The organism is Sphingobacterium sp. BIGb0116, assembly GCF_024808035.1.
Classification (GTDB): domain Bacteria; phylum Bacteroidota; class Bacteroidia; order Sphingobacteriales; family Sphingobacteriaceae; genus Sphingobacterium; species Sphingobacterium paramultivorum.
In genome coordinates this window covers 525,197-541,322 of sequence record NZ_JANUDT010000002.1, presented here as the reverse complement: position 1 = coordinate 541,322, position 16,126 = coordinate 525,197, and the positions used below count along the sequence as shown (strand labels likewise).

The window sequence follows — 16,126 nt, the reverse complement described above, 5'->3', positions numbered from 1 at the left end:
CAGCCAGTATGGCAGTTGAATAACAGCTTTAAACGCACTACGCATCCCTAATTCTAATTCAATTTTGAGGGGTCAGCTTGTTCAAGTATATCCATCCTTCAGAGGAATATACACTTTGGGGTAGATATATTAATGACAATTTGGATAAATTTCTTGCTGATTTGGATGGTCCATACCGGGAACTTTTCCTTGAAACATATTTAGAAATTCAAAATAGCAATCCATAAGATACAATGATGACCATACATTATTTATTGAACCATGAAAATACATTGGAATTGGAAGAAGCTATTTGCGAATCTCTTCGAATCTTGAATTCTTCTTATTAAAAAAAGTCCATACAAAATCAAATGCGCGTTGGAATTTTCCTTTTCATGTTATTTACTAAAAGCTTTGAAGAATTTGTCCAACTTGCACTCTTTTCAATAAAATCACATAATTTTTGAAACTTCGAATAATAATTCGAATGATGGAAATAGTCGGGTGACTCTATCAAATCTTCAATTATACTTACTAATAATCTATTAATTTTAAATAATCTCATGACACCTACAAAACTTAAATCTAATATTTTTTTAGTAAGTTCAGGATTTACCAAGTTTCCCTGGCGATTAATAGCTTGGGAAAATTGCCCATGAGCGATTTTATTTCTTATAATACTTGGCTCAATAACAAATTTCTGGATTATTCTACTAAGTTCAAGCTTTTTATTAGGCACTTCCGATCCCTTTTTATTCAATGAAAACTTAATAAATGCTAAATCTAGGCATTTAATCCATTTTTCTTGTAAACTTAGATTTAAATCCAAAGCTAAGATTTGATTAATAAAACCTTGCTCAAAACCATATGGAGTCAAAACCATCTTAGAAAAGGAAGCCTCTGAAAACGTAGAATATATTAAAGCATATACCTTGGTTTGAATTAAAACGGTATGCTCTTTACCTGACTTTAATGATCTATTAATTAAACGTTTAATATCAGTTTCCGCTGCGGTCAAATCCCTTACGTTTATTACATAAGCTTGATAAATTAAATAAGATTCTGGGTTTGGCATAAGAAAAAATTTTGTTCATTCTGCCATCCGGAAATTTATTTCCCGGATGGCAGGGATCGAACCTGCGGCCTTCCGCGAACGGACGCTCTACCTTACTGAGCTACACCTACACTTTAAAGATAAAAAAGTAAAATGATTTTTTAACTAATTTGGAAAACTATACTTAAGTTCTCGTCTTTTAAATGCATCCTCACCACCTTCAACTATTTCAGCGATGTGCTGTCTAATACCCATGGATTTTAAAATGTCTTTTTCATTAATATTCTTAACAAAAGAATCTTCTAAAGCTCCATTTATATAATCAAACTTATAAGGACTTGTTGAGTCATTATCATTTTGACCTTTTTGATTAGCAATAATTATATTTTCAGCATCTGCATTTACAACAATGTTGGGGTTATGGGTAACTAATATTATCTGTCGTTCTAACTTCTTTTGTCTCAAATATGAAACGATATCTCTAGTCACAGATCTGTTGTCAAGATTATCCTCGGGTTGATCAATAAGAATAGGAGCTTTTGAAGTACTAAGTTTGATAATTAGCTTTAATAAAACAAAACTCGCTTTTCCAGTAGACATATTATGAATTGTATCCCCTTCCGAAGTAACTTCCCAATGATCAAAGAAAAAATCCTTTAAAATTAATTTACATGCTTCCTGTTTGTTAGTCCTCTTTAATTGGTGAGTACCGTCAATAATTTTATTGAATAGATCAAAAATTTGATCTACAATTTTTTGAAAATCAAAGTCTGAAAGAGCAGATTTTGAAACTTGAAATAATGGTAGATTGTCTACGGAACTACTACGCAAATTAGTTAAGTCAGAGAGCACTCCCTTAAATTTTGGAAAGTTAAATCGAACAATTCCTTTAATTTCCAATTTGTCATCCTCTCCTTCAATTGATTTAATCCTAGGGTCTAAAAGCTCTATAATTTTTTCGTATTCTATAAAGTTGTCTAAATAAGATTGAAAGATAGCTTCATGTTTACCTGATAAAGCAGCTTGATAAATTTCAATTTCTTTTTGCAATTGTTGAATTTCTGTGAGTTTTTGTTGATCCTCCTGAATACTATTTTCCAAAATGCCTACCTGAACTTTGGATTCCTCGCTTAATTTAAAAGGCTCGAGAAGTTTGATTAATTCATTCTGCCTTTCATTACACGTAATTAAAGAGCTCTTTATACTACTATCAACAACTATCTGTCTTTGATCATTTAATAAAAATAAGCCACTATTTTTATTTGCATTACTTAAAGCATCAGTTATAAATTTAAGTTTATCACTAAATTCAATTCTAATTTCATTTACCTCAAGATTTAACAAAAGTTGATTTTTCTTTTGCTCTAACTCAATAAGCACAGAATTAATTTCATCATGAAAAACTTTCAATTTTTGATAATCATTGATGATTTTTCCACTCTGAATTTTTAAGGCATTAAACTCCAAAGTATAATTTTCATATTTAAGAATGTCTCCATCTGAAAAGCCAGAACCTTGGTTTAACTCCTTTATTCTTTGTTGGTTTTTTAAAATATTATTTTTTAAATCTTCATCATGGCCTTTAAGAAGCAGTTCACCCTTAAGCTTTGTTAGCTTATCTAAAATTTGGAAGTAATCATCTATCAAGTTATTGCGTTTAGAATCATTTAGTTTTAAAGTATCAACAAAATTTTTGTATGCCAAATTACTAGAACTTTCTTCTAATATAAGTCCTCTAATTAATTTTTTTAATGAATTTCCTTCCTTCCTACTTCTATCCACTAGGTTCGAAAGATGGTTTTGTGGTATATATTTAATATCGGCTAAAATACTTGGATCATTGTCACCACGGTGTATCGACTGTTCAGCACCTGATTTTAATTTTACTTTAAAATCGAATAGCGTTGGATCATTACTAAATTCATATAAATATTTAAATTCATTGATATCTGTATCCAAGAATTTAAGCGGTCCATTATTACTTCTATCTGCCAATAAAGTTCTCGCTATGTTATATAATAAAATAGATTTTCCAGAAGATTTACCTCCAATAATAACATTCAAGTTCTTATTTAGCTTAATTGGGAAAGAAGGGAATAGATTGTCAGGAGAATTAAAGCAAATATGGTCGATAACCAGTTTATCATCCTTAAAATCCGGCTCTGTTAATTGAACTTTAATTCTCTGTTCTGGTTCAAATAAAATTTGCCGTAATCCTTCAAAGTTAGGACTTGCTTTGATCCAAGTATTACAATTTCCTATTCTGTCCTTATCATTTGAATTTGAAAGATAATGTGCATCACTACAATCCAATAATAGATTATTAACCATTTGAAGAGTTAGTTGATCTTTTGCTTTTTTAAATGCTTCAATGGATTCGGCAGCAGTAAAAACTATATGTGAAGAATTTATTATAGATTTTTTAGTTGCAATAGAGGCATCGGACCATTTTAAATCTCCCCATTCAGTTTTACCTATAGCGATTAGGTACTTATCTTTAAAACAGTCTTTTTTTAAAGCACTGTATATTGCAGATTCATTAATGTTTAAATTATTAAATCCTTCAACCAAGTCGGAACCATATTTTTCTAATTCATTTTCAGGTATTTGTGATTTGATATTTTTTCCGAGTTCTTCAACACTTTGGGGTGTAATCGCCCTTGTCCAACTACCACCTGAATCTAAAGTATAACTTTGTTCTAAGGTATTTAAAAATTGGCTCTGAATAGTTTCTATTGTTATTTCCTCAGAAAAAATAACATGTAAATTGATTCTTTTCAAAGGCCCAAATTGAACTCCTGCAAACTTATCAATGCGGAATTCCACTACAGGTAATAAGTTAATATTCTTAAGTCGTCCTCTTTTTTTCTCGTTTTGAAGACGGTCTAAACCGCTTATGAATAAGTAGTCATTTATACCAATGACACCAAAATGTTCAGGGAGTGATTCTAAATCACTAATATATTTTTCCCAAGTTTCATCATCATCCTGTCCAAAACGTTGATATATTGATGAAGGGGTATGCACGTGCAAATCCCATTTCCTCCAAACAGAGCCTCGATTATTATTTTCCAAAATTTTATAAAATTAGTTTAAACTTTATGGCCTACTACTTTATCTGTAGAATTATATCTGAAAAATAATAAATATTCCCCTGAAATAAGAATTATTCCTTATTTCAGGGGATTATTTATCACTTAAAATCAAATCTTCTATACGCTAAAATCTAATATTTTCTCTCATACTCTTATTGATTTTTGATTTTTATATTTCAGCAAGAATTGGTTAGATTTAAAAAAATGTAATAAACCATTAACAATCAATAAGAAAAAAAAATTTTATCTTTAACGTGAATTTTCGGATGATAATTCTTTGAAACAAGATAAAAATCCTTATTCGTGGCAATAATAAAAAAGTACTCAAAAAAGTGTGTTTAAATGGTCCCTCCGCTAAAAATACAACTGCCATGAAATATCCAAATTCATGGCAGTTTTTGTTGACACTCAATATTAAGTAAATAAAGACTGAAAAATTCAAGAAGTTCAAATCCCTCCTGGTTTCGAAAAACCCATAAACCCATTTAGATTAATATAAACACCATAACTATTCGTCATATTCAAGTAGTTTAACTAGATGTTTCCCACGAACTGATATGAATATAGAAATTGCGATTTTTTCTTTGGCACCACCAATAATTAATAAAATTGGCTCTGGGCATTGATATTTTCCTGTTCGGGAAATTTGAAAATGAGCAATCAATGCAAGCCTTTATATCCCCCAACACTACAACTACCAAAACAGCAGATAGTATAATCACCAATACTGGCTAATATTTTTTTATATGATTGGAAAAAAGTGTTAAATTTAAGTACATGATTTCAAACAGGTAAATCATAAAATGCTATTAACCTAAAATCTTAAATTATGAGTTCTTTTAAAATTCTATCAAGAACCTTAATAATCAATTGCATTACTTTCCTATGCGGAATATTTATGGCTTATGGTCAAAACTTATCCATTCAAGACAAGATTATAAACTTTGCTATAAAAGAAGAAAATAGTAAAGTAATCCAATTGGTAGATTCTGCTAAAATCGATGTCCAAAAACCTATTTATCAAAATTTTAGTCTGCTTGATATTTCTTTATTCTGCAATAATGAAAGCTTAATCCAGGAATTATTAAACCGAACTAAAGAACTAGATCAAAATAGTTATCACACATCCATTATCGTTGGAAACCCAAACAATATTAAAGCGGTATTAAATAAAATGATATCGACAGAAATTTATGATTATCTAAAATATGATCTGTTAAGTCCTATATCAGAAAATACAAGATTATCCATTGTTGAGATGATAGCACATAGGATTCCTGAAGATTCTATTGATTTTGATATGGAATATAGAGATCCGGACCAAAAAAGTATTGATTACCTTATTGAAAAATTCAATATTACATTTTCAAATGATCAAATCAACAAAGCTCTTGGAGAGTTCACGCTAGCATCTATATTAAAACTGGATATTAAAAATCCCTCTACCGATGAATTGTATAAAAAGTACTTAGTAAACGGTGACCTTAAAGGTAAACTTGAGGATGGTAATACATTTGCCACATTAGCCTTAGAAAAAAACAATAGGGCTATTTTCGAGATCTTATCACGAAATGGATATTCACCAAAACTAGATCTAATCAAAATCAATAAGGTTGAAGATAAAGATTTCCTTTTGGGACTCATGGTGAAGAAGCAATTGATTGACCTTGATACCAAAGGAAAAGCATTAAGCATAAATAGATCCTGGAAATTACCGGACACAAGAATAATAATTCCAGGACCCAATGAAAATGATAAGAAATTTGATCAGATTGTAAAGACAAATGCAGCAAACGACGCAGTTTTCGGAAATACATCCATTTTAATGCAAGGCACAATAGTTCCTTTTACGCTTCAGATCGGAGGATCAAAACCTGCAAAAATTTCCAGAGTGCTATTCGATTTAAATCTTAAAAGAATCGAACATTTTAGTGGTTGGGACAAACAGTTCAAAATATCCATACCTAAATCAGATACGCTGAGCTGGGGTTCTTACAATACGGTTAGAATAAAAAATCTAGGCACCAGTTCTGAGGGAAATGATCTGGGATCAAATAAATTATTTGTTTACAGAGAGGGAGTTGTAATCGATACGATCTACGAAGGAGATGAAAGAGATTTTAGTAGAGCAATTGGAGCCTTGGATATCTATAGCACAATGGATTTGAACAGTGCGTTTGGTAGCCAAATTATCTATGCGCACGAAGAGCATAAGAAATTACTATCTTGTAATATAGAAACAAGACTGAATCTTTACCAAAAAATCTTGGGAGCTATGAATGCGCAAAAAGATATTTCGCGAGGGCAAGGTATATTGCATGATGCTACCACAGCAAGAAGATTATATTCAGAACAGCTCCTTGAAGCCAGAGCTCCAGATATTGTAAACGGAGAACTTCGACTAGCCATGAAAAGCCTTGCAGAGCAGTCATATTTTAATAGCAGTTTTACTAACTATGTCTATCAGCTTATTTTAAATTCGGATGTTCCTGATGCGCTTAATCCTTTTTTATCAAGTTCAGATCTACAAGTCCGCCAACAGGCCGAAAAATTAGCAAATGCTATTGATAAAAAAGACGAAGCATTAAAGATTCTAGAAGCTGAAAATATCAATAATTACCTTTCAAAAATTAGCCAGGTAAAAGGGCTTATTTATGAACTGGCTCAATATTGTTCCAAAGAAAAGCTCAGCAAGTACTTAAATGATAATATTATGAGTTTAAGCTCCGGGTTAAGAAAGTCCTTTCAGGAAAATTCCAAAAATAGTCTGACCTTACTTTCTGTCAATAAGGATGATCTAGATGGAAAAGGAGAAATGATTTTAAATTTTTTTAGCTTATGAAATCCTTAATATCATTTTTATTCATCATTATTTCAGTTCAAGCTTATTGCCAAACTGAATATACATTCGGGGATGACATGATGGATTTTGTAAAGAAAGATGCCTATAGACTTTCATATGATCAGCTTACTCCTGATTTTACAGGTAGATCATTGAACGGCTTTCAAATTACCTTGGACAAAGCCAGAGATAATGCCAATAAAACCTATGTAGTCCTTTCCGATGCAAGTAATCAATTGAATAAGAACATTGCGCTGATTAACGTTTTAAAAAACTCCCTTTCCAAACCAAATAGTACTTTATCAGTGTCCCAAATTGCTGAATTGGCTTCGGCAGTTAGCTTTACAAAAGAGCTGTGTTTTAAGCTCATCCAGCAACAAGAAATGACCAAAGTATCGATACAAAATTTAAAAAGTTTAGATAAAGCATTAGATTTTATTTCTTTCAAAAATATACAACTCGATAAGGTTCCTTATTTTTTTATTATGAATTCCATTGGTGGAACAAAACCTGATTTTCAAATGTCAATCAGCTTATCAGTTTCACAAACAGAAGGAGGACAAGAAAATGAGAACGCGACAAATATGGGCTTTTTCCTTTTTGATATATATAGATCTTATGTAGATGATAAAAATTACAAAAAACAGGCAAAGAAGTACCAGGAAGCCCTCAATTTGTTACCTTCAAAACTTCCAGCTGACACGACCTGCTTTAGAATTTACAAAACAACCTTTGAAAGTGTCAAAAAACTATATCAAGAAGAACATAATAATTTGAAATCATATGTAGATTCCTTAGACCAAAACATTAATTCCGCTTACATAGCACTTCAAAACTATAAGGAGTTTTTTGAAACCAGCTTACTTGATGATAGAGTGAAGTCTGGGTTTACATCTTTAACCCTAAACTCTTTTTCGCCTGAGTCTTCATACTATATCAGTAAAAGAGCAAGAGAAATTATGCAATCTCGAACGTACGTAACTAATCTAAAAAATAAAGTAATATATAGTGGTAAAAGTCTAGAAACTTCCATTACATTAGACAACATAATGGAGATCTGTAAAAATATGACAGAAGTCATCAATAACACTAAATCTGAGCCATTATATCTCGCCCTGACTAACTATTTGGAAAATCATTTAAAGTTTTTCAAAGACAATCAAATCTTTGCTGAAAATCAACTAAAAAATAACTCGGAAACTGAAAATAAGGCTCCAAATAAAATGTCTATTAGTGATAAGCTACTTTTTAGCCTAGAAAATGAACAAATATTATTGGAAGAGAGATCTTACAGTCAAATTAATAATTTAAAAATAATGTCTTATTATAATGACGGGTTAAGTTTAGCGCTCAAATGGCCATATTCTAGTGGCTCAATGCCAGTACAGGAAAACTATGCAAATTCTGGTTCAGGTGTTTGGGAAAGAGGTACTGATGGTGCATTTATTAGGGACAGTAGAAATCCTGGTCAAGGCCAGATTGGAAAAACAAGAACTAACCTTATGGAAAGGACAAAAGAAGTAGAAAAAAATTCTGCTGAGGCCAGACAGATTGCCTTTTCAAATCAAGGCGTAAGAAATACGGAAATTATAATACAAAACATTAAAGTTGCTGAGGTAAATAAAAATATAACGATTTCTAAAACTGTTCTGCCTAAGGTTAAACTAGAATTTGATTTACCAACCCATAGATGGGATGTACTTTCTTCGGTAGAAGATAGGTTAATCAGTCCCGGCTCCATCAATAAGCAAATAGATTGGGAAGAAAACCAAACCAAAGAATTTCTAAAATCAGCAACTGTACTTTGGAAACCCGGTGAAAAAGACCAATATCAAAAGAAATCTGAAGAATACTTAAAATATGCCAAAGCATTGGAATTGGCAACATTTGAAGGATTATCCAAAGCAATGTTAACTGCAGCCACAACAATGAGGTTAGATAAAGGTGGATACTTAAAGGAAACTCCAAATTTACCTACTTTTGATATTCCCTTTATTCCTTATTTACCTTATGTCCCTCTAGACGTTAAAAGAATTTCCGAAAGAAGTCTCAACTATTCTATTATTGACGAAAAACTTGGAGATAAATGTTTATGGTTTAAAGCAGCCACATTAGTTACAAGTGCAGGTGAATTGGGATTAATTGAAATTGTTGAAGACATTAACAATAATTTAGGGAATATATTTTCATTTCATCCGGCCTTACATTTTCTAAAAGGAGGAAATGAATTTCTTTATGCCGGAAACATTCAAAATGGTACATCCATTATTAATGAAGAATTAACTGGTAGCTTCACCACCCCTAATGGCAAAACTATTGTGCTCGATGGATTAACGGGTAAGCAACTTGACTACGCGCTTATTGAATTTGAACAGTCAAAGGTTCAAGAATATATCGGAGTTTTTAGAGATAAAAATCCTGATATCAATATGATTTCAATATTTGCCGTTATTAACAGCTCAATGCAACATAAATTACGTAAAGAAGTAATTAAAAAAGCAATGTTTGTGGGGTTCAACTTTGCTGATTATAATGATAGGGTAAAACTTGGCCAAAGAATCATTGATATCCTTTATGAAAATAAACAAAAAGAGTTAATTCATCAAAATAATTAATACTTACAAATAGGTTTTGTCAAATCAATTTCGCGTAAGGGATAGCAGCGGAAATCCTTTTTAGGATGAAAGCACAAAAAGATTCGAGCGAATAGCCCAGCCCATTTACATGAAATTTTATGAAATACAATTTTATAAAGAATAAAATGTAAAATGGGTACGCTAAAATTACATTTTAATAAAATTCAACCGTGCTTAGGATAATCCAAATTATTTTTAGTCACCTATTTTACATTTTATTTTATTCAATTTTTCAATTATCCATTATTACAATTTCAAAACTTACAATACGTCATAAAATATATTCAACCAAAAAACTAATTCCATATAATCCAAAGCAATTAGTCCAATCTCAGCAGTCGGAAAAATGGGGTACTTACAAGTTAAGCAAAAATATCTGTAACTTTGAACCAATTAATCGGATGATGGTTCTTTGATTCAAGATAAAAATCCATATTCGTGGCACTTATAAAAAAGTACTTTAAAAAGTGCTTTTAAGCGGCGTTAGAGTAGGTGGTTCGACTCCCTCCCTTTCCGCAAAATAAACCGTTTTTAACGTTGTTAAGAACGGTTTTTCTGTTTTAGGTGATGTACCAGCACCAAAAACAGCGCCAAAACCAAACCAAAGAAGGAAACGTTTTACGAGAACTTCGTCTTTCAAAATTCCACGCATTATTGGAGCCAAATCCGGTGACTGGAGAGTTGTTTATTAATACGAGAGCCCAGGCCAAATTGGTAAGTTCAAAAAGTTCTATGTTCGAGATGGAATAAACTATATTCATGATCTTCAGGAAAGGAAATAGTTGCCCGAGTGAAAAGTAACTCTCTAAACTTTGTTAGTTGTCTAAATTTTACCTTGAGCCCCTGAGATATTCGAATCAGTATATAACTTAAACAATCAACTGTATAATTCTTTTGTATACTTTCTTGATAAAAAGAATATACAGCGCCTGTTAATTTTATAATGGATTTTGTTGCCAATTTAAAGTCGGTCTATCAAATTTCTCACGCATTTTGTGTTAATATTTTTTTATAATATATTAATATATGTTTATATTTAATTGATCGTACAAGCTAATGTTAATTAATTTTTAAATGAAAAGGATTATTCAAGAAGAACAACTTGTCAAAACTGGAAAGATGAAAAAAGATCCATTCACTATGTCTGCGGATGAAAAGATACAATGGAGGCAAGAATTGCAAAAGAGTATTCGCTCCTATTTGTTTTCTCGTGAACAGCCATTGGTTTATAGCAAGGATGGGCAAATGGTTGAAGAGCATAGCGATGGGACAATTCAAAGTATCTGATCATGGCGACAATATATGTGATAACTGGCCCTCCTCATATTGGGAAAAGTACTTGTGGACAGTATTTCATTCCCGAGGGGATCAAGATACTTGACCCTAATCTCTTTGTTCAAAGCTATGCTGCACTAGGTTTAAAAGATGGATATAGGAGATTTGAGGAACAGCTATTGATGCTGCTAAGTAATGACGAAGATTTTGCTGTGGAGGTCAATATGGTTAATAAGACGCATCTTCAAATGCTACACGATATTAAAGCGTTGTACCCTGAAAATAAGATTGAAATGATCTTTTTTTACACCGATAATATGTATATATGCCATGCGAGGTCTAAAGCTAAGAAAAATAGTGGTTGCGACTCTAGCACTGACAAAATAACCCATTTATATATTCATACCATGCCGCTTGTGAAAAGGCATCTAAATCTCTTTTCTTCTGTTAAGGGGGTCGATATAAGCGAAAACCACATGGTACCTGAAACTGTTTTTAAATATCAGGATAATATTTCAGGAATCGAGGTATCTACCTATCTCCCCATATGGGCTCAATGAAGCAACATCACATCGGCTTAAATTCTACCTTTGTTCGAGCACTGTTCGGCTTTTCCTCAAGTTGTCGTCGGGTTGACTTCGATGAAGACTAAAGGAAAAGTATTTATTACTATATTTGGGAATAAACCGAACATAAAAAAGCATGGATGACCTCAACTTTCAATTTACTCTTAGACCGACAGTATACGCGGATTTAGAAACACATTATCAGTTTCAGCTTGATGAAGAAGCAAATTATCTCGCAGCTTTTACCTCAAGTACTTCTTTAGATCAGACAGCTTACCTTGAGAAATATGCTAAATTTCTCAATGAGCCAAGCATAAACAATCAAACGATTCTGATTGATGGGACAATTGTAGGAAGTATTGCGAAGTTTATTATTGAAGGTGATGCTGAGATCACTTATTGGATTGACCGAAAATTCTGGGGACGTGGAATTGCAACAAAGGCACTTAAAGCGTTTCTTTCAATTGAAACAAACCGTCCTATTTATGGGCGCGTCGCTTTCGATAATCTCGGTTCCCAAAAAGTATTGGAAAATTGTGGTTTTGTTAGGGTTGGTACAGATCGCGGTTTTGCTAATGCACGCCAAATCGAAATTGAGGAATTTATTTATAGATTAGATTAATGAGCGATTTGATCAGTCTATTTTTATTACCAGCTCCCCCCTCAGTCGGTTTCACCCTTAGGTTTCGCGACCCTAACAAGAATATCCCAATCTTAATAGAGCTTATTGTATATACTACTAAACCGGTTATTTAGGATCGCTTTTATCTGAAAAGATCGCCTGTATTTTTTCTTCTAAATCTTTCCCCCTGAGGTTGCGGTACACAATTTTTCCTGTAGGATCCAACAAGAAGCTTGCTGGTATGGAATTGATGCCATAACGTTTTGCTGCTTGGCTATCCCAACCTTTTAAATCAGATACTTGTGGCCAGCTCAGCTTATCATCTGCAATTGCTTTGACCCATTGTTCGCGTTGAGCCGCTTTATCCAGGGATATTCCTAAGATTTCGAATCCAAAATCTTTGTATTTATTGTAAAGCGCTACTAGATTTGGATTTTCTTCGCGGCATGGTCCACACCAACTAGCCCAAAAGTCTACCAATAGATACTTTCCTCGGAATTCAGATAATTTTAGACTTGTACCCATTTGAGTTTGAAGTTCGAGATCGGGGGCAACCTGTCCAACTTTGGTCCTGATTGACGATTCTAACTGCATGGGTATATCTTTGGCCAAAGGATAGCTTTTGAGCTTCTCAGCTAAATCGGCATATATCCTTTTAACCTCTTCCATAAACTTCTCCTGTCCAGCAACAAAGGATAAACTGATTAAACTAAGATAGGACGATGGATGCTGACGAGCAAATTCTAAATGAACACGATATAGGTCATCCATTAATCCTTTTTCCCGATCAATATAAGCTTCACGTACTTTAGGATCGTTTTGTTGATTGGCTGAAAGTGCATAAAATTCTTTATTAAGTGCTGTAAAGTTATCATCTATGGAGCTACGCATCTTTTTAAAAGCATCTTGGTCGAGATTAATTTGAGATCCACTGATCGTTATATTTTTCAAGGAGTCGCTTGCTTGCATTTGCATAGTGACAGGCTCAAGGTAAAAACGAAAAAAATCCATTTGCTCATTGCGAGAGGGTCTATTTACATAAGGATTTTTATCGAGATATAGCGACGATGAAACAGGATAGTCTACCGTCCCAGAAAATGAAAAATTTCCACCTCTTGAAAAAGTGGAATCAACAACAGACTTACCTTCTATTTCGTAGATCAAAAATACTTTGGAACCGTCCTTCAATTGAGGTATCGCCCCATTTATCTGATAGGGATTTTGTCCACAAGCGAGGAAAGGAAGTATAAAAACCGCTATTAATAGCAATCCTGTCCATATTTTCATAATATAGCCTATTTTCTGGTAATTTACTATCATAAATATACGCAATTTCTCTGTTCTGAGCTTGTTACTATTTTCTTTAATCCATGGCATATCCCCCAATAAAACAACTTGACACCTGTTTTCTTCCTCAAAAAAGTAATGGACAAGTTATTAATTTGTGTGTTTTACCAAACTTTTGCATCTTTGTGTATTAATACCAATATTTAACAAAATCACCTTTATATTAACTTAAAGCTGTAAAATGCAAGACGAGATCATTAAGCACACGAAGAAAATTTATAAAACCGCAAAAGAGCCAAAGCATAGCCTCTCTGAAAAACTGAAAGAAATATCCATTGAGATCTTCATTATCGTTTTTGCAGTATCACTTTCTATATGGCTTCACGGCTGGAGCGAGCATCGGCATGAACAACAAGAAGTAAAAGAATTTTTGGAAGATCTAAAAGTCGACCTCCAAAAAGATGTCTACGACTTGGAAAAGCAAAATTCCTACTTGACAAATACAGCTGAAGGTTGTAAATTTTACGGAGAACTAAACCAACAAAAAATTGATAGCTTGGTGAAAGTCAACCCGAATGACCGTATTAAGATGAACCTTAATCCGATTTTTAAGATCAGAAATACAGGAAATTATGAAGGATTCCGATCTAGCGGGAAAATTGGTCTCATCAAGGATCGAAAATTAAAAACAGGAATTTTGGAGTATTATCAAACCGTAGTGCCATCAAAAGACGATTGGCAAACCTACTACAACGCATTGGTTTTTAAGCTCGCCGATGAATTAGTATCCATTCCTAATGCAAATATAAATCCCGATATGATGTATAAAGCAGTTAATGCATCGCCAAAAGTAAAAGGAATCCTTATCAATGCAGCATCTCAAGCAAATATGATTATTCAGCTGAATAATCAGGTCATCAAATCTGCCAAAGAAATCATTGCCGAAATTGAGCATAATAACGAATAAATCGGTTTCGAATGATTGCATAACGCCAAAAAAAGACAGCTTTTAAATTTCTAAAGGCTGTCTTTTTTTTAATTTGTTATAGAAATTATCCCAATGAATTTCATTACTATCAATCATCGATTTCCATACGCATTTCCAGAAGATTTGGTCTAAAGCCTGCCTTTGCATAGGCTTTTTTTGCACTCGTATTTTCTTCATAAACCTGAAGTCTCACTTCTGAAATATTTCTTTCTTTTGCCCAGTTGATCAATCGATGTAAAATCATTTTGTTGATACCCTGCCCTCGATATTCGGGTTTAACAAACATAAATCCGAGGTAAGCATACTTTTCATATTTTTGATAAGGTTTTGCATCCAATAATCTCGCATATCCTGATCCGACAACTTGATTGTCAACAATTGCAACAAGAACTTCAGCCTCCCTGGACCTGATCAGTTCTAGTAGATCATAATAATGAATTTTGCCTAACTTCAATGTATTATCAAAAGGTCGTTCAGCTTCAACAATTCCTTGTTCAAACTCGATTAATACATTGATTTCGCTTTCTTTTGCTTGTCTGATGATTATTTCCATAATTAAGAATCTACGTCTATTATTTTGCCTTTTGTTGGCTATATCCACTGTTTGCAAATTACAAAACGAATAGCAACTATAGTATTATTTTCATATTTTAAGTTCTTGTAGAAAGGAACTTAAGAACCTTTTTGCCTTTTCAAATACAAGTTACATGTTTTATCACTTATAACAGACGGCCTATTTATCAAGAACATAATCTCGTTTTTCCAATACCCCATTTTTATATAGTTCAGTATAAATCAACGGGCCTCTTTTCCTTGTGTTGATTATTGGTTCCCCCGTTTCTTCATTATATTCTTGCAATAATTTATAACAGTTCCATTTGCCATTAGGAAGACCTCCCTTATACCTTGCTTCCAAGTACGTATACGAATCTGTAAATGATGGGTATTCTTGTAAATCCACATACCGATTTGCTTTAAATTCTATCCATTTTCCTTCTTTATGGTGATTTTTTATTGAGCCCTGTTCTTCATCAGTTTTATATAAACCATTCTGAGCATAGTATCTGACAAATGTTCCGTTGTGTAAAAGCTGAAATTGATAAACAGGTTTCTGTCTAAAGGGATTTTCATTAAATTCATAATCCCGCAATGAGATTATAAGGTTTTTATCTATATAAAATAATGTATAGTCCGCGAATCCCATTTCTCCCTCATGATGAAGATATATTCTTTTTATATCAACTGGCTTCCCATTCTTTAATGAAATTAGATACATTTTTTCTACGAATGGCTCGATATAGCGGTCGGCATTATATACAGCCAGAAAATGCAGCGAATAACCTCTATAACTGAGAAAATTAGAGGCAATTTTAATATGACTATATTCTTTGCCGATACCTTGCTCAAATGGAAAAGAAACGTCATATGCTTCGGGTAGCATCACGAGATCATTTTTGATTATTTGTTCAAATTTTAGTGCATAGAGATTGCCTAAGCCACGATGATCTTGTATAGCAGACACTATGGAGTCAACATTTAGCTGTTTTGAGATATTTGAATAGCCAAATGGAAGCGCTATGCAGTTTTTTTTATCCGCGTTAAAAAAGGTAGATCCTTTAACAGATACAGGTATATTTAAGCTCTTATTTTCCGTTTGTGCTTTGCAGTAGTTGGAAAGAAGCATAAACAAAAGAAGGATAAAAGTATCGTTAACTTTATTAAGCATAAACTTTTTATTTGTTCACATTGATCATAACATTACTCTACGAGTTTTAAGGCAAA

General features: G+C 32.8%; 12 protein-coding genes. 6 read left to right on the top strand and 6 right to left on the bottom strand.

Going from position 1 to position 16,126, the window contains the following annotated elements; translation table 11 throughout:
* Nucleotides 1-346: 346 nt before the first annotated feature.
* Nucleotides 347-1,054 carry a hypothetical protein gene (locus tag M2419_RS08905; RefSeq protein ID WP_259254800.1) on the bottom strand — a complete coding sequence of 236 codons (708 nt, stop codon included), beginning with the start codon at nucleotides 1,052-1,054 and terminating at the stop codon, nucleotides 347-349.
* A gap of 144 nt (nucleotides 1,055-1,198) precedes the next feature.
* On the bottom strand, nucleotides 1,199-4,108 hold the full coding sequence (locus M2419_RS08900) for a TrlF family AAA-like ATPase (RefSeq protein ID WP_259254799.1): 2,910 nt from the start codon (nucleotides 4,106-4,108) through the stop codon (nucleotides 1,199-1,201).
* An 849-nt stretch (nucleotides 4,109-4,957) separates the two neighbouring features.
* On the opposite strand from M2419_RS08900, the gene M2419_RS08895 reads away from it, so the two are divergent.
* Nucleotides 4,958-6,970: a hypothetical protein gene (locus tag M2419_RS08895; RefSeq protein ID WP_259254798.1), complete on the top strand. Its 2,013-nt coding sequence runs from the start codon at nucleotides 4,958-4,960 to the stop codon at nucleotides 6,968-6,970.
* On the top strand, nucleotides 6,967-9,585 hold the full coding sequence (locus M2419_RS08890; protein ID WP_259254797.1) for a hypothetical protein: 2,619 nt from the start codon (nucleotides 6,967-6,969) through the stop codon (nucleotides 9,583-9,585). The genes M2419_RS08895 and M2419_RS08890 overlap by 4 nt, the downstream gene beginning before the upstream one ends.
* Nucleotides 9,586-10,066: 481 nt before the next feature.
* Here the strand turns inward: M2419_RS08890 and M2419_RS08885 are convergent, their stop codons facing one another.
* A complete protein-coding gene (locus tag M2419_RS08885) occupies nucleotides 10,067-10,246 on the bottom strand; it encodes a hypothetical protein (protein ID WP_259254796.1) in 180 nt (59 codons plus the stop codon).
* A 434-nt stretch (nucleotides 10,247-10,680) separates the two neighbouring features.
* On the opposite strand from M2419_RS08885, the gene M2419_RS08880 reads away from it, so the two are divergent.
* The 3 genes from M2419_RS08880 to M2419_RS08870 all read left to right on the top strand — a co-directional run bounded on the left by M2419_RS08880 (nucleotide 10,681) and on the right by M2419_RS08870 (nucleotide 12,069).
* Nucleotides 10,681-10,893 (top strand): hypothetical protein, encoded by a 213-nt coding sequence (locus M2419_RS08880; RefSeq protein WP_120334399.1) that lies wholly within the window; start codon nucleotides 10,681-10,683, stop codon nucleotides 10,891-10,893.
* 2 nt (nucleotides 10,894-10,895) lie between these two features.
* Entirely contained in the window at nucleotides 10,896-11,441 is a 546-nt protein-coding gene (locus M2419_RS08875; protein WP_153848841.1) for a hypothetical protein, read from the top strand.
* 142 nt (nucleotides 11,442-11,583) lie between these two features.
* Entirely contained in the window at nucleotides 11,584-12,069 is a 486-nt protein-coding gene (locus M2419_RS08870; RefSeq protein ID WP_153848842.1) for a GNAT family N-acetyltransferase, read from the top strand.
* 126 nt (nucleotides 12,070-12,195) lie between these two features.
* Here the strand turns inward: M2419_RS08870 and M2419_RS08865 are convergent, their stop codons facing one another.
* Entirely contained in the window at nucleotides 12,196-13,356 is a 1,161-nt protein-coding gene (locus tag M2419_RS08865; protein WP_194932957.1) for a TlpA disulfide reductase family protein, read from the bottom strand.
* Between the two features lie 241 nt (nucleotides 13,357-13,597).
* Here M2419_RS08865 and M2419_RS08860 point away from each other — a divergent pair, with 241 nt between their 5' ends.
* On the top strand, nucleotides 13,598-14,323 hold the full coding sequence (locus tag M2419_RS08860; protein ID WP_153848844.1) for a DUF6090 family protein: 726 nt from the start codon (nucleotides 13,598-13,600) through the stop codon (nucleotides 14,321-14,323).
* A 109-nt stretch (nucleotides 14,324-14,432) separates the two neighbouring features.
* Here the strand turns inward: M2419_RS08860 and M2419_RS08855 are convergent, their stop codons facing one another.
* Together M2419_RS08855 and M2419_RS08850 are read right to left on the bottom strand one after the other, a co-directional pair.
* The gene (locus M2419_RS08855) at nucleotides 14,433-14,897 is read right to left on the bottom strand and encodes a GNAT family N-acetyltransferase (RefSeq protein ID WP_182332052.1); all 465 of its coding nucleotides are present in this window, start codon (nucleotides 14,895-14,897) and stop codon (nucleotides 14,433-14,435) included.
* Between the two features lie 180 nt (nucleotides 14,898-15,077).
* On the bottom strand, nucleotides 15,078-16,070 hold the full coding sequence (locus M2419_RS08850) for a hypothetical protein (protein ID WP_259254793.1): 993 nt from the start codon (nucleotides 16,068-16,070) through the stop codon (nucleotides 15,078-15,080).
* Nucleotides 16,071-16,126 lie beyond the last annotated feature (56 nt).